The organism is Streptomyces sp. NPDC094448 (assembly GCF_044763775.1).
Taxonomy (GTDB): Bacteria; Actinomycetota; Actinomycetes; order Streptomycetales; family Streptomycetaceae; genus Streptomyces.
In genome coordinates this window covers 389,902-413,311 of sequence record NZ_JBIWGU010000003.1, presented here as the reverse complement: position 1 = coordinate 413,311, position 23,410 = coordinate 389,902, and the positions used below count along the sequence as shown (strand labels likewise).

The window sequence follows — 23,410 nt, the reverse complement described above, 5'->3', positions numbered from 1 at the left end:
CGTACGGGCTACAGCACCGCGATGCCCAGGGGGCGTTCGCCGCCCGGGAGGCGGCGGGCCGCGGCCGTCGCGAGGTCCACGACCGTGATGCCGTTCCAGTAGCCGTCACGGGTGAAACCGCCGGTCACATAGGCCGTACGGCCGTCCCGGGCCACCGCGACGTCCTCGTGCGGGCCGTCGAGCGGCACGATCCGCTCACGGCCGTCCGTCGTACGGATCGTCAGCGACGCCTCCTCGCCGGACGAGCCGACCGGGCCGGTCCCCACGGCGAGCAGCGTGCCGTCCGGGGTGAGCGCCGCGCCGTGCTGATGGGTGTTCGCGGTCATCCTCTCGACCGTGACCCGCCCGGTCCGCGGGTCCAGTACGGCCAGCCGCTCCCCCTCGAAGGGCAGCAGCAGCCTGCCGTCCTCCCGTACCACCGCGTAGTGCGGCTTGAGCCAGGAGCCGAGACCGCCCTCGGCGCCGTACGGGGCGACCTCGAAGCGCCGGGGCGCGAGGGTACGGGTGTCGACGGCCGTCACATCGAACGAATCGTGGTTGGTGGCGTACACCGCGGAGCCGTCGCGGGCCACGTCCACATCGAAGGGGCGGCGGCCCACGGGAACGGCGGCGACGGTACGGCGGGACGCGGTGTCGATCACCTCCACGGTCCCCGGTCCGTCGGGCACGTTGACGCCCACGTAGAGCCGTCCGCCGTCGGGGGCGAGCGCGATGCCCATCCCGCCGCCCCGGTACTCGCCGCCGGTCACCGGCCCGGTCGCCGTCCGGTACGGGATCCGGCCGAGGCTCTCGCGGGTGCGGGTGTCCACGACCGCGACCCCCTCGGCGGTGGCGACCCAGGCCCGGCCGTCCGCGCCCACGGCCAGTCCGTACGGGGCGGTGCCGACCGGCACGGAGCCGAGCGGTCCCCGCACGGGGTCGACGAAGGTGACGGTGTCGGCGCCGAAATCCGCGACGAGGAGGGTGCCGGGCGGGGTGCCGGTCCCGGCGGGCAGCGGGGACGACCGCGGCGCCGAGGCCGGGGCCGGTGCCGTGCCGGTTCCGGGCGCCGGGCCGGCGGAGCCCGTACCGGCACAGCCGCCCAGCACCGCGACGGCGAGAGCGGCGGCCACGGCGGCGCGGCGGCTTCTCGGCCCTCGGCGGTGCGCTCGGCCCGGCCCGGTGCGGCGGCCGTCGGCGGACGGGGCGTTCTCGGCGTTCACGGGCAGCCTCCCGGGGGCGTGCGGACGGTGCAGGGGGCACCGGCCGCTGTGGCCTCCAGCCTGCTGCCGCTGCCGCCGGGCGCCCGTCGCCGCTCCGGCCACCATCCTCTCCCCGGCCGGCGGGTGCCCGTGTCGTCCGATCGTCGGATGCGCGCCTCCGGGACGTCCGGGTGCTCCCGGGTCGCAGGGGCGACCCCTTCCGCTTGATATGTCATGTGCACGTCGCCATGCTGTTGCCCGGCGCTCATCCCCGAACAACCGTGCGCCTTCAGCATGTTTGTGCGCCAGCTGACCGTGCTCCCCCCTGTCGAAGGAGTCCCCGCATGTCCGGCACCACCCTGCGCAACCTCATACGCACCTCGCGACCTGTACGCCGCATCCGTATCGCACGCCGTACGGGGGCGCTCGCCGCGGCCGGCGCGCTCGCCGCCACCGCTCTTCTGGCGGGCGCCCCCGCTGCCCAGGCCGCCCCGCCCACCCCGGTGAGCGCGGCCACCGCCCGTACCTACCTCGGTCAGCTGGCCGAGCGGCCGGAGGGCTCCGGCTCCGGATACAGCCGGGACCTCTTCCCGCACTGGATCACCCAGTCCGGCGCCTGCAACACCCGGGAGACCGTCCTCAAGCGGGACGGCACCGGTGTCGTCCAGGACGGGTCCTGCGCCGCCGTCTCCGGAAGCTGGTACTCCGAGTACGACGGGGCGACCTGGACCGCGGCCTCCGACCTGGACATCGACCATGTCGTCGCCCTCGCCGAGGCCTGGCGCTCCGGCGCCGACGCCTGGACCACGACCCAGCGCCGCACCTTCGCCAACGACCTCGTCCGGCCCCAGCTGATCGCCGTCACGGACAACGTCAACCAGGCCAAGTCCGACCTCGACCCCGCCGAATGGCTGCCTCCGCGCGCCGCCTACCGTTGTACGTACGCCCGGATGTGGGTCCAGGTGAAGCACCACTACCAGCTGAGCGTCGACACCGCGGAGAAGAGCGCGCTGGCCGCCGTGCTCAACGGCTGCTGACGCGCCGTATCGCGAGCCGCCGTCCGCGTGGCGGACGCCCCGGGCCGGACGAGCCGGTGCGAACGGCCCTGCGCCGATGCGGTTTGGCCACCGCTTCCGGCGTGGCACGATGCCGGGATTTGCTCGCGATGGACACCACGTTCCGCGACGAGGACGTCATGTGGCGGGCCGTCGAATCCCGTACCGCCGCCGCTATCGCCTATGTCGCGATCATCGTCCGGGAGACCCTGGCCGCCGCCGTCCTGCTCGTGGCGGCCTTCGCGCTGATCGTGGTCCAGCTGTCCGCGGCGCGCGGCGGGCAGGGCCGGGAGGAGCGGCACTGAGCCGGCCCCTCCCGGCCCCGGCGGCCCCGGTGCGGCCGGACGGCTGCCGCACCGGGGCCCGTTCACCGGGCGTGCGGGGCCCTCAGAGAGTGAGCAGCGCCCGGAAGGGGGCACCGCTGTCCGCGAGGGGGCGGGTCGCCAGCCTGATCAGGGGGAGCGGATGGTCGTCCCCGGCGATCCGGTTGGCGCTGAGCCCCTCGCACGCCAGGCAGAGATGGATGATCAGCCACTCGCCGTCCGGCCTGACCGACAGCCCGACGGCCGTCATCCGGCCCCGGCACGCCGACGCGCGGTCGCCCGGTATCCGGGCGTCCAGATGCAGACTCGCCAGACACTGCGGGCAGTGGTTGCGATGGGCGGTGCCGGGGGCGTCGACGGACACGTCCAGCCGGCACCCGACGCAGCGGAACGACTCGCCCCGCTCGCCGCCGCGGCCGTGCAGGACGTCCTTGGGCCGCTGGCGGCGCGGCCCCCGCTGCCGTCCGCGGCCACCGCCGTCCTCGTCGGGTCCGCCGGTGGTCCTTCTCACTCGTCGCGGCATGAGGGCTGTTCCTTTCCCGGAGTGAGTGGGTGGGGAGGCGGGTTCACAGTTCACCGAAGACTTCGAGCGGGAACGGCGGGGAGGCCAGCGGCCGTACCGCCATCCGCATCAGGATCAGATGGTTGTCGTCGGGGCTGATCGGACTGGACGTCAGTTCGCCGCAGCGGGTGCAGCGGTGGACGACGGTCCAGTCGCCCCCGCGCAGTACGGCGATGGCGATGGGGCTCATCCGGGACCGGCAGCCGGACGGACCCCCGTCCACATGGTCGTCGAGGTGCTGCGAGTGCAGACAGCTCGGGCAGTGGTTGCGGACGGCGCCGTCGGGGTCGAGGACGCCGACGGTCAGCCCGCAGCGCACACAGGTGAAGGTGTTGGTGCGCTGTACGGGGTGCGGCCGTGGCGCGGAACGGTGGCCGGACGGATGGTGCGGACCCTGGTGGGTGGACACGGTGGTCTCTCCTGGCTGGATGCACGGGCGATGACAGCACAAGGAGGCCGGGCGGCACTCGGGGAGCGATGGCCGGAGCGGTCCGCGGACGGGGTGCGGGCGGCCTGGTGCGGGGCGCACCACGGCAGCCGTACGGCGACGGCGGACGGAAAGGGGCCGGCGGGACACCGGAGGGCGGGCGGACGGACCCGAACGACGGGTACCGGCGGAGCGGCCAGGGACGGATCCGTCCTGGACGTCCGCGGGGGACGGTCGGGGGTCAGTTGCCGGATGCGCTCTTGGTGTGACGAGGCACGCTCGGCCCGGGCCGGGGCATACATCAACCCTTTCCAGGGCCCTGAGGCCCGAACGGTGACGCCCCGGAGAGGGCGCCGCAACAGCGAGGGCGCCCCACCGGAGGGCGCGCCCGGAACGCTAACAGGCAGGTGGCACGGCGGCCAACGGATTTTCCGGCGCGGTCACTCCGGTCCCGTACGGCGCTCCGAACCCCTCAGACCCTGCCGTGCTGCCGCACGGTCGGCGGGAAAACGGCGGCCGTCCCGGGAAGGCGGCAGAACTGGACACGGTGCCGGTGCGGTAAGCAGGTCAATCCGCCCATACGGACCCCGGGGGCCTCGGGGTGCCGGGGTATTTTTTGCCGCTGCCGTGCCGCAGTGCGACACGCTCCTTCGTGGTGCTGCTGCGGGTGTTGGGGCCCCCGGGCCGGAAGACCTCTGCATGTGTTCCAGATCACAAACTGTAGCGGAATCCTTTGCCGTGTCTTGGTGAACTGTGCTCGTATTCCGTGCGTGAACCAAGGGGTTTGCCGCAGTCCGGGTTGTCTTCGCCGCCCTGAGCTGCCCGGGGCCGGGTGTCCGTGGTCGCCCCCGGGCCCGTCGCGGCCCCCGGGGCCGGGTGCGGGCGGGGACCCGCGGCGGTCGGCTAGCGGAACGGGGAAAGCGGTTGCTCGTGACAACGGGCGGCCCGTGCGCCGCCGCTCCGTCCCGAGGCCGCCGCCGGGCAGGGGCAAGGGGGTGTTCCTGCCATTAGTGACCGAGTGTGCGCGGCCATGAGCGGCGCGTCCAAAAGTCGAGCTTGTTGCGGGGGGCCGATCCGGCCCAGGATCCCCATCACGCGATTTGGCAGGCACATGACCGAAGCATGGTCCTCGGGCCCGCCGCTCGCGTACTGAGGGGCCCGTACACCGGACGGGCCCCGGACTCCTGATGGAGGATTCGTGAAGGTCAAGTCGCTGCTCTCGCCCTTCGCCAAACGGCCCGTCGGCCGAAGAGGCTCCGCCGTCGCGATCGCCGCACTGGCGACCGTCGCCGCCCTTGTGGCCCCCACCGCGGTGGCCGCCGAAGCCCCCGTGGGCAAGGCGTCCGCCACCCAGCTGGCCACGGCGAGCAAGGCCGTTCTCACCGCCGATGTGGCGGGCACCGCTTGGTACACCGACCAGGCGTCGGGCAAGGTCGTCATCACCGCCGACAGCACGGTCTCCCCGGCGGCGATAGCCAAGATCAAGAAGTCCGCCGGAACCCAGGCGGGCCATCTCGTCGTCAAGCGCACCCCCGGCAAGATCAGCCGGCTGATCGCGGGCGGCGAGGCCATCACCTCCGCCGGTGTGCGCTGTTCCCTCGGCTTCAACGTCGTCAACAGCGCGGGCGAGCACTTCGCGCTGACGGCCGGTCACTGCACCGTGGGCCGCCCGAGCTGGAGCATCGGCACCACGGTGCCCGGCCAGCAGGTCTTCCCGGTCAACGACCACGGCGTCATCCGCCACGCCAACCCCGCGGCCTCCGACGGCCGGGTCTACCTGTTCAATGGCACCTACCGCGACATCATCAACTCCAGCTACCCGGCCGTCGGCTGGCGTATCGAGCGTTCCGGCAGCACCACCGGCTACCGCACCGGCAGCGTCACCGCCCTCAATGTGACCGTCAACTACGGCGGCGGCCAGCTCGTGTACAACACCATCCAGACCAACGCCTGCGCCCAGCCCGGCGACAGCGGCGGCCCGCTGTTCAGCGGCAACACCGCCCTCGGGCTGCTCTCCGGCGGCAGCGGCAACTGCACCGTCGGCGGCACCACCTTCTACGAGCCCGTTCAGCGGCCGCTGAGCTACGGCTACAGCGTCTTCTAGGCAGCACTCCCCGCACCGCGGAGGCACGGACCGCCGGTGGCCACGGGCCCGTCAGGGTGTGACCCAGGCGGTACGGCCCCGGTGAACGACCCGGCGCGGAGCACACCGCGACCGGACCGGCGGACCACGCCTCGGGCGGGCCGGTGCGAGAAGGGGCGAACACCCCCGGCCCTTCTCGCACCGGCCGCCTCGTCCGCACTCCGCGGACCCGGCTACCCGCACGGACGGGGCCCGGAGCCACCGGGACGGCCCGGAACGGAACCGCCGGGACGGCCCGGAACGGCCCGGGACCACCCGGGACGGAACCGCCGGGCGGCGGTCCCCGCGCCGACCGCTTCCGGTCAGCCCGACCGCAACAGAGCCGTACCCAGCTCCACGAGCCGGTCGCCGAGATCCGGCCGGGCGCCCAGCCGCCCCGTACGCACCGCGTTGTCCACCACCGTCAGCACCGCGCTGACCACGATCCGGGCCTCCGCCGGGTCGGCGCCCGGCCGGGTCTCCTCGTAGAGCCGCCCCCACAGCGCCAGATACTCGCGCTGCGCCTGACGGGAGGCCCGGCGCTCCTTCTCGGGCAACTGGTCCAGCTCGCCGAGGATCAGCCCGATCAGATGCCCGTGCCCGAGCGCGAAGTCGACGTACGAGCGCAGCAGCCGGCCCAGGGTCTCCTCGGGGGTGCCCGGTGTCCGCAGCGCCCGTTCGGTCCCGGCCCGCCGCTGCTCCCCGCCCCGGAGGACCCCGGCGATCAGCAGATCGGTCTTGGTCGGGAAGTGCTTGTAGATACTGGGGCCCGAGGCGCCCGCCGCCTCACCGATGTCGTCGGTGCTCACCGACTGGAAGCCCCGTTCGTCGAAGAGCCGGATCGCGGCGCCCAGGATCTCCTCGCGCCGGGAGACCGCGAGCGCGGCGTACGCCCCCGGCCCGGCCGTATCCCCGCCGCCTTCCACCGGGGCGTCCGCGGTGCCCAGTTCGCAGTGGACCGCCGCGGACGCCAGCCGCCGCAGCACCTCCTCGAACCGCCGGCGCGGCAGGGAGGTGCGGTGCCACGAGGTGGACCCGGCCACCGAGAGCACCGCCCAGGCCAGCAGGGTGCGGTCCGCGGTGGTCAGCTCCGGGCGCTCGGTGCCGATGAGTTCACCGAGCCGCCCGGCCGCCGCGCTGAGCGCCTGCCGGGACCGCTCCCGGTGCTCCTCGGGCAGATGACGGGCCTCTCGCTGCCAGATCACGGCCGCGCCCCGGCGCTCGACGCTGTGCGCGGCGGCCGCCGCGAGATAGGCGTCGAGGTCCGTGGCCTCGGAGGTGGACGCGGCGACCGCTCCGACGGTCCGGTCGACGACCTGCGCCAGCAGATCCGGCTTGCCGCGGAAGTGGCGGTACAGCGCGGGCGCCGTGATCCCCACGGCTCCGGCGACATCGGCCACCGAGACATTGTGGTAGCCCCGGTCGCGGAAGAGCTGCGCGGCGGCCGCGACGATCCGCTCCTTGCGGTCCGGCGGCCTGCGCGTGACCGCGCGCCGGGTGCTCCCGGCCTGAACGGCCGACCGCTGCCCGACCGGATCGGCCGTTGCGGGGGAGGTACGGGGACCCGTGCGGTCGGCGGCGTCGTTCATCCGCACAACGTACCCCAATCGGTGGCTGCGGTGACCCGTTCTTCACCTGTGGTCGGCGCGTTCGGGAGGGCGCTTCGGCTCCGGAAGCCTTGTCCGGAGGGCAGTCGTGGCGGAACGCCCCGAGAGAAGTGAAGCGGACATAACGTTGGCTCGTGGGTCCGTCGGTCCGTCGGTGCGCCGGTCCGTTCGCCGATTCGCTGATTCGCCGGTTCCGCCGTCCGGCGGCGCTGCGGCGACCGGTCCGGACCGCTGCCGTGGTCCGGACCGGTTCGCGCCGCAGCGGGCGGTCCGTCAGACGATGTCGACGACCGTACGCAGCGCCTCGCCGGAGTGCATCTGGCGGATCGCCTCGTTGATCCCGTCCAGCGAGACGTGGTGGGTGATCATCGACTCCAGGTCGATCCGGCCCGACCGCCACAGCCCGGTGATGGTGGCGTACGTCCGCCGGATATCGCCGCCGCCGTAGAACGACGGCAGCACCTTCTTCTCGTTCATCACCAGTTCGGCGAGGTTGAGGTCGGTGAGGTCGCTCCGGCTGCCCGCGCCGACCAGGCAGACCGTGCCGCCGGGCCGGGCCGCGTCGTAGGCGGCGCGAAGAGTTCCCGGCCGGCCGACGGCCTCGAAGGCGTAGTCCACGCCGAGGCCCCCGGTGGTCCGCTTGACGGCCTCGGCCAGTTCCTCGGGCGGGACCGCCTCGTCCGCGCCGAAGCCGAGCGCCATGCGCCGCCGGTTGGCCGTCGGGTCGACCGCGATGATCCGGGCGGCCCCCGCCACCCGGGCGCCCTGGAGGATGCTCACCCCGACTCCGCCGAGGCCGATGACGACGACCGTCGAACCGGGCCGTACCCGCGCCGTGTTCAGGGCGGCCCCGATGCCGGTGGTCACCCCGCAGCCGATCAGCGCGGCGATGTCGTACGGCATGTCGTCGGGCACCGGGATCGCGGCGTACCCGGCTATCACGGTCTCCTCGGCGAAGGTCCCGGCGCCCATCATGCCGGGCAGCGGACGGTCCCCGGCCCGGAAGTTGGAGACGGCGAGATTGCCGAAGCCGCTGCGGCACAGATGGGTGTCACCCGTCGCGCAGACGGCGCACCTGTCACAGGGCGGCATCCAGCAGACGATGACCCGGTCGCCCGGCTTCACATGGGTGACGCCCTCGCCGGCCTCGACGACCTCGCCCGCGCCCTCGTGTCCGGGCACGAAGGGCGCCGGATGGGCCAGTACCCCGCTCATCGCGGACAGGTCCGAGTGGCAGAGCCCGGCCCGGTGCATCCGGACCCGGACCCGGCCCGGCCCGAAGGAGACCGGGGTCACCTCGGTGACGTCGAGGTTCTCGTCCCCGGTGGTGTGAAGAACGGCTGCACGCATGAAACGTCTCCCGGTGTACGGAGTGGATGAAGGTGGGTCGGGGAAATCAGGCCGCCGGGGCCGGGCCCGGGGCCGGGGCCGGGGCGGCGGGCTGCGGCAGATTGACCGTCTGGTACTCGACGTACGCCGACAGCCCCTCCGGGCCGAACTCGCGTCCGATCCCCGAGTTCTTGAAGCCGCCGAACGGCGCGGCGAGGTCGAGCCGGAAGCCGTTGACGGAGATCGTGCCGGTACGCACCCGGCGGGCCACCCGGGCCGCCCGCTCCGAGTCGGCGGAGAACACCGCGCCCGAGAGCCCGTACGCGGAGTCGTTGGCGATCGCCAACGACTCGTCGTCGGTCTCGTACCGGATCAGACAGACCACGGGGCCGAAGATCTCCTCCCGGGCCACCCGCATATCGTTGGTGACATCGCCGAGCAGGGTCGGTGACACATACCAGCCGGTGGAGCGGTCCTCGGGTACCCCGCCGCCGGTGAGGACGGTCGCGCCCTCCTTCTTCCCGGTCTCTATCCAGTCGAGGTTGCGCCGCTGCTGGGCCCGGCTGACCATCGGGCCGACGACCGTCCGCGGGTCGGCCGGGTCCCCGACCCGCAGCCCGGCGAAGGCCCGGCCGAGCGCGGCGGCCACCGCCTCGTAGCGGGAGGAGTGGACCAGGACCCGGGTCAGCGCGACACAGGCCTGGCCGCTGTTGGCGGCGCAGGTGCCCGCGACGATCGCGGGCAGGGCCACGGCGAGGTCGGCGTCGTCGAGGAGGATGGCCGCCGATTTGCCGCCGAGTTCGAGGGAGACCCGGGTCAGCCGCTCCGCGGCGGCGGCCATCACAGCCTTGCCCGCCGCCACCGAACCGGTGAACGCGATCTTGTCGACGCCGGGGTGGGCCACCAGCGCGGCGCCGGTCTCCCGGCCGCCGGTGACGACGGAGAGCACGCCCTCGGGCAGCCCCGCCTCCGCGCACAGCTCCGCCAGCCAGTTGGCGTCGAGCGGGGTCTCGGCGGCGGGCTTGAGGACCACGGTGCAGCCCATGAGCAGGGCGGGTGCCAGCTTGGCGGCGATCGTCAGCTGGGGCACGTTCCACGGGGTGACCGCGGCGACCACGCCGACCGGCTCCCGGCGCACCAGGACCGGCCCCCCGGTGCCGGTCCGCTCCTCCTCCGCCACGAACCCCTCGGCGGCGGCCAGCGCGGCCCCGAACACACCGACGGCGGAGAGCGCCTGGCCGCGGACGGAGAACAGCATCGGCGAGCCGTTCTGGAGGCTGACCAGCTCGGCCAGCTCCTGGTGGCGGGCGGCCAGCAGATCGCGGATCCGGGCGACCACCGCCACTCGCTCGGCCTGCGGAAGGCGGGGCCAGGGGCCGTGGTCGAAGGCCTCCCGGGCCGCCGTGACAGCCCGGTCGACGTCCTCGGGTCCGGCCTCGGGAACCCGGCCGACGATCCGCTCGGTCACCGGGGACACGATCTCGACGGTCCCGGATCCCGAGGGGGCGGTCCACCGGCCGCCGATGAACAGCTTGTCGTACTCCACTGGTGCGGTGGTCATGCGGAACTCCTCGGTACGGCGGAACGGTGATCGGGGGACGAAGGCCGGCAGGGACGCAAAGGCTCAGCGGGCCCCGGCGGCGGGGTCCAGCCTGCGGCGCAGCTCGGTCTTGAGGACCTTGCCGGTCGGTGTCAGCGGCAGCGCGTCGACGAGACGTGCCTCGCGGACCCGCTGGTACGGCGCGACCCGCTCGGCAACATGCGCCAGCAGCTCGTCGATGAAGGCGCCGGCGTGCGCCGCCCGGTCCCGGGCGGCGGGTTCGAGGACCACGAAGGCGACGGGGATCTCCCCGGCGACCGGGTCGGGCCGTCCGACGACGGAGGCCTGGGAGACCGCGGGGTGCGAGCAGAGCACGTCCTCCAGCGGCTGCGGATAGACGTTGTACCCCTTGTAGATCACCATGTCCTTGGCCCGGCCCACCAGGAACAGGAATCCGCCGGTGTCCAGCCGCCCGATATCGCCGGTGCGCAGCCAGCCGTCCACGAACTGCTCGGCCGTCAGACCGGGTTCGTCCTGGTAGCCGTCCGTGACCTGGGGCCCGCGTACCCATATTTCGCCCGGCTCCCCGACCGGGCGGACGGTGGTCCCGTCCTCCGCGCGGATCTCCAACTCGGTCGCGGGGAAAGCCGAACCGACGGACCCCTCGGGCGGCTGGACGCCCGGGGCCGCCATCGTCACGCCCATGGTCGCCTCGCTCAGTCCGTACCCCTCGTTGACGGCGGCGTTCGGCAGCGCGGCGCGGAGCCGCGCCAGGGCGCCCGGGTCGATGGGCGCAGCCCCCGAGGTGACCAGCCGCACGGACGACAGATCGCGCCTGCCCAGGTCGGGGCTGCGCAGCATCGCGTAGTACATGGCGGGGGAGCCGGAGATATGGGTGACGCCGTGGGTCTCGATGTCCTGGAGGAAGCGGTCGGCGTCGAACCGGCCGCCGGTGATCACACAGAGGGCGCCGAGCAGGGTGTTGGAGTTGTGGCCGATCAGCCCGAGCCCGTGGAACAGCGGAGCGACGGCGATGTTCACACAGTCGCCGGGGACGATGCTCTGTTCGATCGCGTCGGCGGACCGTTCGAGCCGCAGTCCGCCGTTCTCGTCCAGGAAGAACCGGGAGCAGGAGCGCAGGGGGACGGACTGGAGGACGTTGGCGACGATATTGCGGTGCAGGACCCGGACGGCCTTGGTGCGGCCGGTGGTACCGCCGGTGAGCTGGAGATGGGCGACCAGATCCGGGTCGGGACGGTAGCCGTCGAGCGGAGCCGCGGCCAGCAGCGCGTCGAGCGGGACCCAGGTCCCGGGCAGTTCCGTGTTCTCGGGGGCGGGGCTCACGGCGGTGCCGGGGACGTGGATCACCGGTCCGGTGGCGGTGAGCACCTGCGCGGTCGCCGCCGAGCCGGCGGCCGACGGATGGGTGAAGACGGCACGGGCCCCGCAGTCGGCCAGCTGGGCGCGGAGCGCCTCGGGCGGCTGTGCCGGGTTGAGGGGCGCGACGGTCAGTCCGGCGCAGAGCGCACCGTAGTAGGCGACCACGTACCAGAGGGTGTTGGGCAGATGCATGGCGACGACATCGCCGGGGCCCAGCCCGCGGGCGCGCAGTCCGCCGGCCACTCTCAGGGCCGCGTCGTGCAGCTCGGCGTAGGTCAGGGTCTCCGTGCCGTCGCGCAGGGCGATGCGCTCGGGGTACGCACCGGCCGAGCCGGTCAGGAAGGCATCGGCGCCGACCCGGGGCAGCTCGGGGAGGGAGGGCGGATACGGGGGCCGGGCAGAGGTCACGGGTCCTCCTGGTGACGGGCGGAAGGAGTTGGTCCGGTGCGCGTTCAGTGAACAGTCGATAGCTGCTGTGTCCCGCAAGTGCCCAGGGGAAAGAGGGCTGTTGGCGGACGAAAGCCGAGGAAATAGTGGCTTTTCGGGCTGCTCGATAGAGACGAAGTTAATTCACGCTAACGACTCTGTCCATGGTTGTCGCGAGATCTTTCGGGCTGGGCGGACCGGGCGGCCCGACCGGTCGGGCCGCCCGGCGCTCCTCAGGACGCGTACGGGCGCAGCACCGGCTCGTCGCGGACCCTGGGAGCGGCCGCCGCGGCTGTGGCCGCGGTGGGGGCGACCACGGCCGCCGCGTACGCGATGTCGGCCGCGCCGACGCCGGGGAGATAGGGGGCGCCGATGCAGGCGTCCGCGGGCAGCCTCTCCGGATCGGCCGGACCCGGCCGGTCCAGGGCGTCCCGGACCAGGCGGAAGGTCACGGAGTCGTAGACCAGCCCGATATGGGTCACCAGCCGCACCCCGCACACGTCCTGCACCTTGATATTGCGCGCGCCCGGCCGGACCGATGTCCGGTACGGGGTGACCACCAGGTCGTCACGGGTGTATATGCCGGTGTACGACACACCGCCGGGCGTCGGATCGCCGGAGTTGAGGGCCTTCAGGAAGGCCGATCCCGGGCTCATCTGGTGCAGTGCCGGAGCGCAGGACAGGATGCACGCCAGGCTGCCGGCCGCCGCTCCGTACTCGGGAGTGCCGAGGCTGACCACATCGTCGACGGAGCCGCGCAGCGACGGCCAGTAGGTCAGCGCCCAGCGCAGCTGGAGCCCGCCCTGGCTGTGCCCGATCGCGTCGACCGGGCGGCCGGTGGCCGCGCGCATCGTGGCCAGCGCGTGGACGACGTACTCGGCGGACTCCTGGACGTCCCCCAGGGACCGGCCGGGCAGATCGACCGTGCAGACGTCGTAGCCCAGGTCGCGCAGGGCGGGGGCGTAGTTCCAGCCCCAGTTGAGAGCGGCGTCGACCCCGGTCCCGTGGACCAGCAGTACGGGGTCCCGCGAGGAGCCGCCGAGGTCCGGCGGGCAGTCGAGGGCCGCGGCCAGCCGGTCGGCGGGGACGCTCAGCGGCGGGTCTCCCGCCGGGGCCGCCGCACTGGGGGCGGCGGGGGACAGGGTGAGCAGCGCGGCGCAGAGCGCGCCGACGGCGCGGCGTCGCAGGGGGCGGCGGGGAGCCGGTGCGGCGGTCGGCATGGGGGACTCCTTTGTCCGATGCGTACGGGGTGGCCGGGGCCGATCGGTGCGGGTGCGGGGGCGGGGGCGGGGCGGGGGGAACCGCGAGCGGCGCCCGGGGCGGCGGGGGAGGGCGGGCCCGGTCGAGCCGAATGTCACACGGTGTCCGCCCGGCGAGAACCCGCGGGACGTTCAGGAAGCCGGGACGTGTGCGGGCGCACCGGCGGGGCGCCTTGCGGCTGTGCGGGTGCCCTGGGGGAGGTGCTGTCGGGTGCCGGTGCGGCCACCCCGGCAGGGACGGCGCCCGGCGGCCGCGCCGCGGGGGCACCGGTGCGCGGCCGGGCGGCGATCCGGCGGAGCCGCTGTGTTGCCGGGGCGCGGCTCAGCGGCTCCGGGCCGCCGGTGCTGAGGTGTCCTCTGCTTCCAGGGCCAGCGCCAGGTCGACCACGTCCCGGGGGTGCGACAGGGTACGGCCGGTGAGCCGCTCCAGGCGGCGCAGACGGTTGAGGACCGTATTGCGGTGGCAGTACAGCAGTTCGCCCGCCCGGCGGGTGGAGCCCCGGTCCAGCCAGGCCGCCAGCGTGGCCAGCAACTCCGCGCGCTCGGCCGGATCCAGCGTCCGCAGCGGGCCGAGTAGCTGGTCCGCGACGGCGTCCGCCAGATCGGGACGGGCCACCGCGAAGGCCCGTGACCACCGGTCGCCGAGCCGGTGCAGCGTACCGTCCGCCGGGCAGGCGGCCAGGGCCAGCCGCGCCAGCCCGTACCCCCGGCCCAGCGCCGCCAGCCCCGCCACCGGGGTGCCGACACCGCCACGGTCCGCCGGTCCCGGCGGGATCAGTCCGGCCGGCAGTTCCGGCCGGTCGCCGAGGTGCGCCACGACCGCGGTCGCGTCGTCCAGCGGACACCAGTACAGCGGTACGCCGTCCCTGACCTCGCGCACCGGATCCGTCTCGGCCCGCGCCGCCCCCGGGCCGGCCAGCAGCGCGACCGTGTACCGGCCCGCCACCGGCAGCCCGAGGGAGACCGCGAACGCCGAGAGGTGCACCGGATCCGCGTGCCCCCGCAACAGCATCCGCAGCACCGGCAGATGGCGCCGGACGGCGAGGTCCGGCAGCCGGGCGGCCGCCCGCCGGTGGGCCTCCGCCAGCAGGGCCGTGTCCCGGTCCACGCGGCGCCAGACGTCGCTCGCCGCGAAGGCCAGCGCCGATGCCCGGTCCGGACGCTCCCGGACGACGAGGGAGACCAGCGCCTCCCAGAGCCGGACCCCGCCGATGCGGTAGGCGTGCAGCACGGCCCGGAGCGGAACGCCGTCCGCCGCCCTGCGCAGACCCGTCCGCCACGCGTGTTCGCCCGATGCGTCCGTCCGCTCCGGATCGACCAGCCCCCCGGTGAACACATCGAGGGCCTCCCGCGCCGAATCCGCCAGATCCGGCGGCGCCAGCACCGGATCGCCGTAGTACGCACTGGCCGCCCGCAGTTCGGCGAGCGCGCCGCGGACCAGTTCGGGCAGTACGGGGCGGAGCAGGCCGCCCGCGTACCGCAGAACGGCACCGGATGCGTCGCCGCCCGCGGACCCGGTCCCGGCCAAGTCCGGCGGCGGCGGGACGAGCGGACCGGGCCGGGGTGGGGGCGGTGGTCGCACGGTCTGACTCCGTTTCCGGGCGCACCGACTGCTGATGGTCCGTATGCCAGGTGAGTGCGGAATCACCTATCGGTCCATCATGAGGAGAAAAGCCCGTTGATGATCTTTTCATGAGGCGTGGTTTCGGATTCACTTAAGGCGTTGTTGCCCGGAACGCAGGGGTGAGGAGCGGAGCATGGTGCCGGGGCGGAGAGGGCCGACGGACGCGGACGCGGAGACGGAGACGGACGCGAACGCGGTGGATGCGGTGGACGGCAGCGGCGTGGCGACCGGCTCCCCGGCTCCCGGCGACGCGGCGGAGGCGGCGCGGGCGGCCGAACTCGCGGACTTCTACCGGCTCATCGACTCGGCCATCGGCGCCTGCGGCGACATCCGCCGTGCCGCCCGGCAGGTGGAGGACTCCCTCGCCGAACTGCGGGACCTCCGGCGACCCGGCCCGCCCCCCGGGCTGCTCGGCGGCACCGAGCTGCGGCGCGCCTGGGCCGGCTTCTCGGCGGCGCTGCGGGATGTGAACAGTGCCGTCACCCACGCCCGCGCCGAGGGCTACCGGGCGGCCGTCGACGAAGGCGGCGTCAGCCTCACCGAACTGGCCCGGATCTCCGGACACTCCAGACAACAGGTGACACGCCTGGTCAACCGGGGCCGGACGGCCCGCGCCGAGGACTGAAACCGGGCCGCCCGGTGCGCGGAGACCGGGCGCTCCCCCCCGAGGGCCTCCAATCCCGGCTTCCCGGTCCCGGCTTCCCGCCGCGGCGGGAAGCCGGGACTGCCGTACCGCCTCGGGTCAGAGGCCGACGCCCGCGTCGAGCGCGGCCTTCCGGGCGTCCTTCGGCAGCCCGGTGTCGAGCGGGGCCCGCTTGCCGCCCGGGGTCAGCTTGTTCAGCTCCCAGCCGCCGCGGTCCTTGGCGGTCGCCCGCAGATTCCAGGACGAGGCCATACCGGCGTACAGGAATCCCTTGTCCTCGAAGGGGAGGAAGACCCGGACGCCGTGCTGGGACCGGTTGCCGAACCCGTCGAGGGTCTCCGCCACCGCGGGCTTAGCCGGATCGTCCATCCGCCAGACGTCGCCGCCGCCGAGGGTCGCCTTCATCGACGGGCCGACCACGGACTCCAGCTTCTTCCGTGTCAGGTCCGAGAGCCCGTTGTTCACGGCGGTGAAGCGGGCGCCCGGGGTGATCAGACCGGTGCTGTCGAAGGTCGCCATGTAGAGCCGGTCCTGGAAGACGGTGAAGGTCCAGGCATAGGCGTTGCCGACATTGCCGTTGAAGCCCGAGGGGCCGAACTTCGGGCTCTGGCCCAGCAGATTGGGCTTCTTGGTCCAGCTCTTGGTGTTGGGGTTGTAGACCGGCAGGGTCCGCTCCCCGTACAGCAGGGTCGTCCGCTGCTTCTCGGTGCCCGGGTCGCTGATCCGGAAGACGGTGGTCGGCCGGGACGCGGAGATCATGTCGCGTTCGCGCAGGACATCGCCCTTGGGCTGCCCGTAGGTCTTCCACATCGTCTGGACGGCGCCGACCGCGGCCTGGTTGTAGCTGCCGACGTACAGTTCGCCCTTCCACTCGGCGAGCGCACCCCACGCCACGCCCTTGCTGAGCGCGGGGTCGGGGTCGTACTGGTCCCAGGAGAAGACGGGCTTCCAGGCGGCGGCGCCGTCGAAGGTCAGACCGGCCTCGGGGATCGGCGGACTCATCCAGATCCTGGCCGTACCGCCGCTGACCGCGCCGTTGTCGCCGGGCATCTGGGTGCCCCAGCCGGAGACCACGAGCCGGTCCTTGAAGGTGGTGAGATAGCCGGGGTCGTTCTCCAGTTGTGCGACGGTCTCGAAGGCGAACGGGTTCGCCTTGTCGCCGGTCCAGCGGAGCACCCGGCCGCCGTTCACCCCCGGGGCGCGGCCCGCGAGGTAGAGATTGCCGTCGGAGGCGACGACTCCGCCGCGGGCGCTGACGAGATCGGTGTAGGCCCTGGAGCCCAGGAAGCGGCCGGTGCTGCCCTCGAAGGCGAACATCGACAGACCGTGTCCCACGGTCTGCCCCTCGGCCACCAGCTGGCCGAAGAGGAAGACCACGTCGTTGTGGGAGGCGGCGCCCCGCAGCCCGATGGTGCGTTTGATCAGCGGGTCGCCGTCCGGGGTGATGTCCTCGGTCTTCTGGGTGTCGGCGTTGACGCGCAGGATCTGCGGGGTACGGGCGTCGCCGTAGACCGGCCCCAGCGCATCGGCGCCGGCGCCCTTGCCGTACTCGCAGACGTCCGCGTTCTTCACCAGATGGGGAGTGATGTCACCGTTGTAGGTGGAGGACGCGTTGCAGGTGACATTGGCGAGGGTGCCGAAGTAGGCGTAGTCGCCGGAGCGGGCGGCGCTCCAGACGTACGAGCCGTTGATCTTCGGCTGGAACCCCGAGGGGCAGACCCCGCCCCGGGGCGCCGGGCTCGGGCCCCCGATGCTGCGGAAGCACTCGTCGACCTGCGCCCGGGTGGTCTGTTCGGCCTTGAGCACCGGGCCGCGGTCCACCGGACCCGAGGGCCTGCCGGTGGTCTCGGCCGGGGCGGCCGTGGCCGTGACGTTCGGAGTGAGGAGCGCGGCCACGGAGGCCAGCCCGGTGGCGAGCAGCGCGACCCGGCCGCGCCGGCCGGTTCCCCGGGGCTTTCTGCTCGGGACGTTCTTGCTGCGGATTCGGATACTGCGGACATTCACGACAGGCACACCTTCGGTCTCTCCGTCGACCCGCTCACCGGCGGGCTGGTGGAGAGCATGGGCGCGCACGCCCGGGGTGCGTCAACGGATGGTCCGAAACGGGTCGGTCCACTCCGCCATCAGCACGGGGATGTGCGGATTCCCCTACGGCGCTCACCCCGGACCGGACGGGATGAGGCGGGACGGGATGAGGCGTACGGGCCGCGGGCCGCGGGATGCGGTGTCAGCGCAGGGGGCCGCCTTCGGAGGGAAACGGCAGCACTCTGCCGACCAGGCTGAAGAAGGCCGCTTCGTTTCCCGCCATGCCGAGCGCGTCGAGGGCTTCGTCCGCCTCCGCCATCGGCGCCGTGAGCAGCGGGAGCGCGGCCGGGGGACGGCCGGAGCCGTCGAGGACGGCCCGGGTCGCACCGAGCAGTCGGACGTACGCCTGGGCCGCCATGGTCTCCTGATCGGTCATATCGCCTTCTCTCTCGGGAAAGTGCCGGTCCGTCAAGCATGACGGGCACCACTGACAGTCCCGGGGGAGCGGCTCGCCGTACCCGGCGGCAGAGGGGCCGCGGACCTGACCGTGGGGGCCGGTTCCCGTCGGCGGGGGGCCGGCCCCCACGGAAGGTGCCGCGGCGGGAACCCCGGGGGTTCCCGTACGGAGGAGACGTCGCGTGTCGGCGAACGGGACGTCAGACGATGTGCTCGGCGATCTCCGCCTGCTCGCGCTTCGAGCCGTACGGCGGCGGTGTGCTGTAGGAGCGGCGGGCCACGAACCACCAGACCGTGGCGAGCGTCAGCACCGAGGCCAGGGCCACCGACGCGTAGTTCATGGTGTCCACGGTCACCGGGCTGGACTGCGGCAGCAGGAACAGCACCGTCACACAGACCACCCAGACCACCGCCGTCCAGCCGATCGGCTTGCTCCACCGGCCCAGGGTCCACGGTCCCGGCTGGAACCGGTCACCGGCCCTGAGCTTGAGATAGACCGGGATGATGTAGGCGGGGGTGATGCCGATGACATTGATGGCGGTGACCGCCCCGTACGCCGTGGTCGACCAGAGCGACGGCAGCGCCAGCACCCCGGCGAAGCCCACCGACAGCCAGACCGCCGGTACCGGTGTCAGGGTCCGGCGGCTCACCTTGCGCCAGAGCTTCGATCCGGGCAGCGCATTGTCGCGGCTGAAGGCGAACACCATCCGGCTGGCCGCCGCCACTTCGGCGTTCCCGCAGAACAACTGCGCCACGATCACCACGAGGAGGAGTGCCGCGGCGCCTCCCGAGCCGAGCGCGTCCAGCAGGATCTGGGCAGGTGGCACACCGGTCTCGCTGTCGAGCGCCCCGTTGTAGTCCTGAATGGCGAACGTCAACGCGGTGAGCAGGACGAACCCGGCGATCCAGGAGACCCAGATGGCCCGGACGATGCCGCGGGCGGCGGAGACCGAGGCGTTGGACGTCTCCTCCGACAGATGGGCGGACGCGTCGTATCCGGAGAAGGTGTACTGGGCGAGCAGCAGTCCGATCGCCGCGACGTAGAAGGGGTTCTCCCAGCCCGTGTTGTTCACGAACTCCGTGAACACGAACTCCGGCGACTGGTGGTTGTCGGGGACGAACGCGATCGCGCCGACGATCAGCCCGACACCGCCCAGATGCCACCAGACGCTGACCGAGTTCAGCAGGCTGACCAGCTTCACGCCAAACAGATTGAGCGTGGCGTGCAGCAGCAGAATGGCCAGGAAGATCAGGAAGGTGGAGCCGGGGGTGGGGTCGAACCCCCACTGGAGATTGAGGAAGGCGCCGATGAACAGGGCCGCGCCGTAGTCGATACCCGCGATCGCGCCGAGCAGGCCCAGCAGATTGAGCCAGCCGGTGTACCAGCCCCATTTACGGCCGCCGAGCCGGTCGGCCATGTAGTAGAGCGCGCCGGAGGTGGGATAGGCGCTGGTGACCTCGGCCAGGGCCAGCCCGACGCAGAGCACGAACAGTCCCACGCCCAGCCAGCCCCAGAGCATGACCGCCGGCCCGCCGGTGTTCATGCCGAAGCCGTAGAGGGTCATGCAGCCGGAGAGGATGGAGATCACCGAGAAGCTGATGGCGAAGTTGCCGAAGCTCCCCATCCGGCGGGCCAGCACGGGCTGATAGCCCAGCTCCCGCAGCTTCGCCTCCTCGTCGACGGGGTGGTGGGGGTGGTGGGCACTCCCGGCGTCCTTGCGGGCGGAGCGGGACCACCGTGGGGGTGGCATGGACATGATGAGCCTCCGGGTAGACGGATCGGGTGGATGTACGCCGGGCGAGCGACCGTGCTGCGCTCAGTAGCCCGCGTCACGCGCGGCGGTGAAGCACCGGCTGCGGGCCCGGAGGAAGATCTCCTCGGCCAGGCTCGGTTCGCCGGGGTTCTGGGAGCGGTACTGCCAGGGCGGCGGCGTGTAGAACGGCCCCAGCGCCTCGAAGACCCGGGAGGCCTCCACGAACCGGCCCGCGCCCCACAGCGCATGGGCCAGATGGTTCAGGTCGAGCAGCGAAGTGCCGAGCGGATCGGCCCGGTCGAACCAGCCGTCGAGGGCGAGTACGGCCTCCCGGAGGGCGTCCTCGGTCACCCAGTGCAGGTCGAGCGCGCGTTCGTGGCCGCGGTCCCGGCGGTAACGCTCGACCCGGACGAAGAGGGGCAGTACCAGCAGGGGGGAACCGGCCGGAGCGGTGGAGGCCGCCCACTGGACGAAGTTCACCGCCTCCGACAGATGGCCGCCGGACTTGCGGGCGTAGACGAACTGGAGCATCCGGTGGTACGCCTCGCGGTTGTACGGATCGCGGCGGTGCGCCTCCGACAGCAGGCCCCACGGCCCGGGGAAGAGCATCGGCCCCGGCGGCAACTGCCGGTGCTCCTCCAGCTTCTGCTTCTCGTCCAGCTGGGACAGGGCCAGCAGGCAGACCCAGGGAACGGGATCGTCCGGACCGTGCTGGGCGGCGATCCGGCAGGCCTCCCAGGCCTCGTGCCACCACTCGGGGGTACGGGGGTGGTTCTCGCGGTGCGCCCGCAGCGCGCGCTCGACGGCCACCCGGCACTGCATCACCTGGCCCGCGACGGAGTCCGGTTCTTCCGTGAGCCAGGTCTGAACGGCGTCCGAACCGGCCGCTACCGCGCCGAGTACCTGGGTGCGCTGGGTCCAGAGCCCCCAGCCGGGGGTGGCGTTCAGCAGATTCCGCATCGACAACCAGCGGCCCGTTCGTAAGTCCGCGACGGCGGTACGCAACTCGCTGTCGTGGCCCGCCGGATGGTAGACCGGGCGGAACTGGTCCGGGGCCATCAGTCCGTCGCCGTTCCCGCAGCTCCGCGCCGGCCTGCGGAAACGGGCACGCGGGATTGTCTCAAAGTGGTCGTCATGAGCCCTCTTGAAACGGTGGGGGGTGGCTTCGGCGGGTGGAGACTCCGCTCCACCCCCTGTTGCGCGCCGATCTTACTCATCCCGTCGATTCCGACAAGAAGGTGACGAGGATCTATCAGCAGACGAGACAACTGATGCTCAACTACGACCAGTTGCACGTCTTGCGGTGGAATTCTGCCGCTCGTGACCGGGAAGGGCGAGTCGCCGGAATCGGCGTTGGCCCCGTGTCCCCGCGCGGCCGCGACCGGGGGCTGCGCCGCGGGGCGGCGGGGCCCTCCCGGGCTTCTGCCGGGTCCGGACCGAGGCCGGGGAGCGGACGGCCCCGGCAGGAGCCCGGCACCGTACCCGAGGACGGCGCGACCGCCGGCTCCGGCTGAGGGCTGTCCCGTACCGTAACGCCATGTCCGATTCCCGCCGGAACCCGGCCCGCAGCCCGCCCATACTGGGCCGATGAGCACCGAGGACCGCGCCGCCGACCCCGCCGACGACAGCCGCTACCAGGCCGTGGCCGGCCGGGACGCCCGCTTCGACGGCGTCTTCTTCTTCGCCGTCGCCACGACCGGGATCTACTGCCGGCCCAGCTGCCCGGCGACCACCCCCAAACGACGGAATGTGACCTTCTACCGCACGGCTGCCGCCGCCCAGGGCGCCGGATACCGGGCCTGCCGCCGCTGCCGCCCCGACGCCGTGCCCGGCAGCGCCGAGTGGAACGTCCGCGCCGATGTCGTCGGCCGCGCCGTACGGCTCATCGGCGACGGCGTCGTCGACCGGGAGGGCGTCACCGGACTCGCCGCCCGCCTCGGCTAGGTCCTGTCCGGGCGATCTTCGAGGATCAGCCCGCGGCGTCAGATGCGGTGCATCGCAAGGCGGAGGTCCACGGCTCGTACTGGACGTACTTGCGTGGTCCGACAACGCAGCGAGGTGCCGTAGCTGTCGTCGCGGGCCCGACAAGATCGCCCGGACAGGGCCTACAGCCCCCGCCAGGTACAGCGCCAGCTCAACGCCGAACTCGGCGCCGGACCCCTCGCCCTCGCCCGCGCCCAGCGCGGCCACACCGCCCGCGTACTGCTCCAGACCACCGGCCTCCAAGCCGCCGAGATCGCCTTCGCCGCCGGATTCGCCAGCGTCCGCCAGTTCAACGACACCATCCGCGCCATCTACGCCGCCACCCCCGGCGAACTGCGCAGGACCGGGCACACGGTCCGGACCGCCCCCGCGGAAGGCCGCGCCGGGATCCCGCTGCGTCTGGCCCACCGCACCCCGTACGCCACCGCCCCCGTCTTCGACTTCCTCGCCGCCCGCGCGGTCCCCGGAGTCGAGGAGGTCACCGGCACCGCGGGCCACCGGATCTACCGGCGGACCCTGCGCCTGCCCGGCGGCCCCGGGATCGCCGAGGTCGCCGAGCGGCCCGGACCCGCCGGAGGCTGGCTGGAATGCCGGCTGCACCTGGACCGTCCGGGCGATCTGACCGCCGCCACCCAGCGGATCCGCCGGCTCTTCGACCTCGACGCCGACCCCCGAGCCGTCGACGAGAGACTGGGCGCCGACCCCGTACTCGCCCCGCTCGTCGCCGCCCGCCCCGGACTGCGCGCCCCCGGCGCCGCCGATCCGCACGAGACGGCATTGCGCATCGCCGCCTGCCCCGCGGGACCCGCCGCGACCGCCGCCCTCGTGCGCACGTACGGCGAACCGCTCACCGAACCGAGCGGCGGACTCACCCATCTCTTCCCGGACCCCGCCGGTCTCGCCGGGGCCGCCCTCGACGAACTGCCGCCGGACCGGCGCGCACCGCTCCGCGCCCTCGCCACGGCCCTGGCCTGCGGAAATATCATCCTTGACCCCGGTGCCGACCGTGATACGACGGAAGGGCTGCTGGCCGCGATCCCCGGAATCGGGCCCGGCCGGGCCGCCCGGATCCGGATGCGGGCCCTCGGTGACCCGGATGTCTTCCCCAGCCCGGACGAGACCGCCGCCCACCGGAGCGGCGGCGACAGGGCCCCCGGCTCCGATGCCTGGCGCCCCTGGCGTTCCTACGCCTTCCACCAGCTCCGGACCGCCGGAGCCGACCGGCCCCCGACCACCCCGGAAGAGTAGAATGCAGTACACATCGACCAACCGGCTGACGGCAGGTGATCGTCATGGCCGACCAGGACTTCTACGCGCACGACCGCCCACCGGAGGCCCAGCTTCCCGAGGACCGTCCACGGGGTACGGGCACGGGACCCCCCGGACCCAAGGCGGCCCACAGCCGTTTGTGGCGGGCCGGGATGATCGCGCTGGCCATTCTGGTGGTGATCGCGTTCGGGATCATGCTCTTCCCGTGATCCGCCGGGCCGCGGACGTACAGCCGCGGCGCAGCGATCGCCACGTACGGTCACGGATATAGCGCTACAGCGTGACCGCGCGGGGGCTGCGCCGACAGCGAGACCGGCCGGGGGGGGGGCCCCCCGCCCCGCCCCCCCCCCCGGGGGGGGCGCCCCCCCCCCCGCCGGGGGGGTTTTCGAACAGGTGCACCCCCCGGCCGCGCTGGGGGGAATGGGAGGCGGGGGGCCTGGGGGCG

General features: G+C 73.2%; 18 protein-coding genes and 2 pseudogenes. 7 read left to right on the top strand and 13 right to left on the bottom strand.

What is annotated here, in order from left to right:
* Nucleotides 1-8: 8 nt before the first annotated feature.
* Nucleotides 9-1,202 carry a YncE family protein gene (locus tag ACIQ9E_RS07900; protein WP_403703634.1) on the bottom strand — a complete coding sequence of 398 codons (1,194 nt, stop codon included), beginning with the start codon at nucleotides 1,200-1,202 and terminating at the stop codon, nucleotides 9-11.
* 323 nt (nucleotides 1,203-1,525) lie between these two features.
* Between ACIQ9E_RS07900 and ACIQ9E_RS07895 the strand changes: the two genes are divergently transcribed.
* Complete coding sequence (locus ACIQ9E_RS07895) at nucleotides 1,526-2,218, top strand: HNH endonuclease family protein (RefSeq protein ID WP_403703631.1); 693 nt, start codon at nucleotides 1,526-1,528, stop codon at nucleotides 2,216-2,218.
* 128 nt (nucleotides 2,219-2,346) lie between these two features.
* Nucleotides 2,347-2,541: a DUF2165 family protein gene (locus ACIQ9E_RS07890; protein ID WP_403703628.1), complete on the top strand. Its 195-nt coding sequence runs from the start codon at nucleotides 2,347-2,349 to the stop codon at nucleotides 2,539-2,541.
* 82 nt (nucleotides 2,542-2,623) lie between these two features.
* On the opposite strand, the gene ACIQ9E_RS07885 is transcribed toward ACIQ9E_RS07890, so the two are convergent.
* Together ACIQ9E_RS07885 and ACIQ9E_RS07880 are read right to left on the bottom strand one after the other, a co-directional pair.
* Complete coding sequence (locus tag ACIQ9E_RS07885) at nucleotides 2,624-3,082, bottom strand: RNHCP domain-containing protein (protein WP_403703625.1); 459 nt, start codon at nucleotides 3,080-3,082, stop codon at nucleotides 2,624-2,626.
* A gap of 43 nt (nucleotides 3,083-3,125) precedes the next feature.
* Nucleotides 3,126-3,530, bottom strand: coding sequence for an RNHCP domain-containing protein (locus ACIQ9E_RS07880; protein WP_403703622.1), 405 nt, complete (start codon nucleotides 3,528-3,530; stop codon nucleotides 3,126-3,128).
* 1,216 nt (nucleotides 3,531-4,746) lie between these two features.
* Between ACIQ9E_RS07880 and ACIQ9E_RS07875 the strand changes: the two genes are divergently transcribed.
* Entirely contained in the window at nucleotides 4,747-5,652 is a 906-nt protein-coding gene (locus ACIQ9E_RS07875; RefSeq protein WP_403703620.1) for a S1 family peptidase, read from the top strand.
* A 341-nt stretch (nucleotides 5,653-5,993) separates the two neighbouring features.
* On the opposite strand, the gene ACIQ9E_RS07870 is transcribed toward ACIQ9E_RS07875, so the two are convergent.
* The 6 genes from ACIQ9E_RS07870 to ACIQ9E_RS07845 all read right to left on the bottom strand — a co-directional run bounded on the left by ACIQ9E_RS07870 (nucleotide 5,994) and on the right by ACIQ9E_RS07845 (nucleotide 14,793).
* Nucleotides 5,994-7,259, bottom strand: coding sequence for a TetR/AcrR family transcriptional regulator (locus ACIQ9E_RS07870; protein ID WP_403703617.1), 1,266 nt, complete (start codon nucleotides 7,257-7,259; stop codon nucleotides 5,994-5,996).
* Nucleotides 7,260-7,550: 291 nt separating this feature from the next.
* Nucleotides 7,551-8,627 carry a zinc-binding dehydrogenase gene (locus ACIQ9E_RS07865; RefSeq protein ID WP_403703614.1) on the bottom strand — a complete coding sequence of 359 codons (1,077 nt, stop codon included), beginning with the start codon at nucleotides 8,625-8,627 and terminating at the stop codon, nucleotides 7,551-7,553.
* Nucleotides 8,628-8,673: 46 nt separating this feature from the next.
* Nucleotides 8,674-10,167, bottom strand: a complete 1,494-nt coding sequence (locus tag ACIQ9E_RS07860; RefSeq protein WP_403703611.1) for an aldehyde dehydrogenase — start codon at nucleotides 10,165-10,167, stop codon at nucleotides 8,674-8,676.
* A 63-nt stretch (nucleotides 10,168-10,230) separates the two neighbouring features.
* Nucleotides 10,231-11,934 (bottom strand): class I adenylate-forming enzyme family protein, encoded by a 1,704-nt coding sequence (locus tag ACIQ9E_RS07855; protein WP_403703608.1) that lies wholly within the window; start codon nucleotides 11,932-11,934, stop codon nucleotides 10,231-10,233.
* 251 nt (nucleotides 11,935-12,185) lie between these two features.
* On the bottom strand, nucleotides 12,186-13,172 hold the full coding sequence (locus ACIQ9E_RS07850) for an esterase/lipase family protein (RefSeq protein WP_403703605.1): 987 nt from the start codon (nucleotides 13,170-13,172) through the stop codon (nucleotides 12,186-12,188).
* 361 nt (nucleotides 13,173-13,533) lie between these two features.
* Nucleotides 13,534-14,793 carry a helix-turn-helix domain-containing protein gene (locus ACIQ9E_RS07845; protein ID WP_403703603.1) on the bottom strand — a complete coding sequence of 420 codons (1,260 nt, stop codon included), beginning with the start codon at nucleotides 14,791-14,793 and terminating at the stop codon, nucleotides 13,534-13,536.
* 175 nt (nucleotides 14,794-14,968) lie between these two features.
* On the opposite strand from ACIQ9E_RS07845, the gene ACIQ9E_RS07840 reads away from it, so the two are divergent.
* The gene (locus tag ACIQ9E_RS07840; protein ID WP_403703600.1) at nucleotides 14,969-15,460 is read left to right on the top strand and encodes a hypothetical protein; all 492 of its coding nucleotides are present in this window, start codon (nucleotides 14,969-14,971) and stop codon (nucleotides 15,458-15,460) included.
* A gap of 117 nt (nucleotides 15,461-15,577) precedes the next feature.
* On the opposite strand, the gene ACIQ9E_RS07835 is transcribed toward ACIQ9E_RS07840, so the two are convergent.
* The 4 genes from ACIQ9E_RS07835 to ACIQ9E_RS07820 form a co-directional block, all read right to left on the bottom strand.
* On the bottom strand, nucleotides 15,578-17,482 hold the full coding sequence (locus ACIQ9E_RS07835; RefSeq protein WP_403703597.1) for a hypothetical protein: 1,905 nt from the start codon (nucleotides 17,480-17,482) through the stop codon (nucleotides 15,578-15,580).
* Between the two features lie 223 nt (nucleotides 17,483-17,705).
* Nucleotides 17,706-17,939: a hypothetical protein gene (locus ACIQ9E_RS07830; protein WP_403703594.1), complete on the bottom strand. Its 234-nt coding sequence runs from the start codon at nucleotides 17,937-17,939 to the stop codon at nucleotides 17,706-17,708.
* A 220-nt stretch (nucleotides 17,940-18,159) separates the two neighbouring features.
* A complete protein-coding gene (locus ACIQ9E_RS07825; protein ID WP_403704055.1) occupies nucleotides 18,160-19,584 on the bottom strand; it encodes an amino acid permease in 1,425 nt (474 codons plus the stop codon).
* 192 nt (nucleotides 19,585-19,776) lie between these two features.
* Complete coding sequence (locus ACIQ9E_RS07820) at nucleotides 19,777-20,772, bottom strand: hypothetical protein (protein WP_403703591.1); 996 nt, start codon at nucleotides 20,770-20,772, stop codon at nucleotides 19,777-19,779.
* Between the two features lie 528 nt (nucleotides 20,773-21,300).
* On the opposite strand from ACIQ9E_RS07820, the pseudogene ACIQ9E_RS07815 reads away from it, so the two are divergent.
* The 3 genes and pseudogenes from ACIQ9E_RS07815 to ACIQ9E_RS07805 all read left to right on the top strand — a co-directional run.
* Nucleotides 21,301-21,654 (top strand): annotated as a pseudogene (locus tag ACIQ9E_RS07815) (Ada metal-binding domain-containing protein); the annotation flags it as partial.
* Nucleotides 21,655-21,819: 165 nt separating this feature from the next.
* Nucleotides 21,820-22,944 (top strand): annotated as a pseudogene (locus tag ACIQ9E_RS07810) (AlkA N-terminal domain-containing protein); the annotation flags it as partial.
* A gap of 44 nt (nucleotides 22,945-22,988) precedes the next feature.
* Nucleotides 22,989-23,174 carry a hypothetical protein gene (locus ACIQ9E_RS07805; RefSeq protein WP_403703588.1) on the top strand — a complete coding sequence of 62 codons (186 nt, stop codon included), beginning with the start codon at nucleotides 22,989-22,991 and terminating at the stop codon, nucleotides 23,172-23,174.
* Nucleotides 23,175-23,410 lie beyond the last annotated feature (236 nt).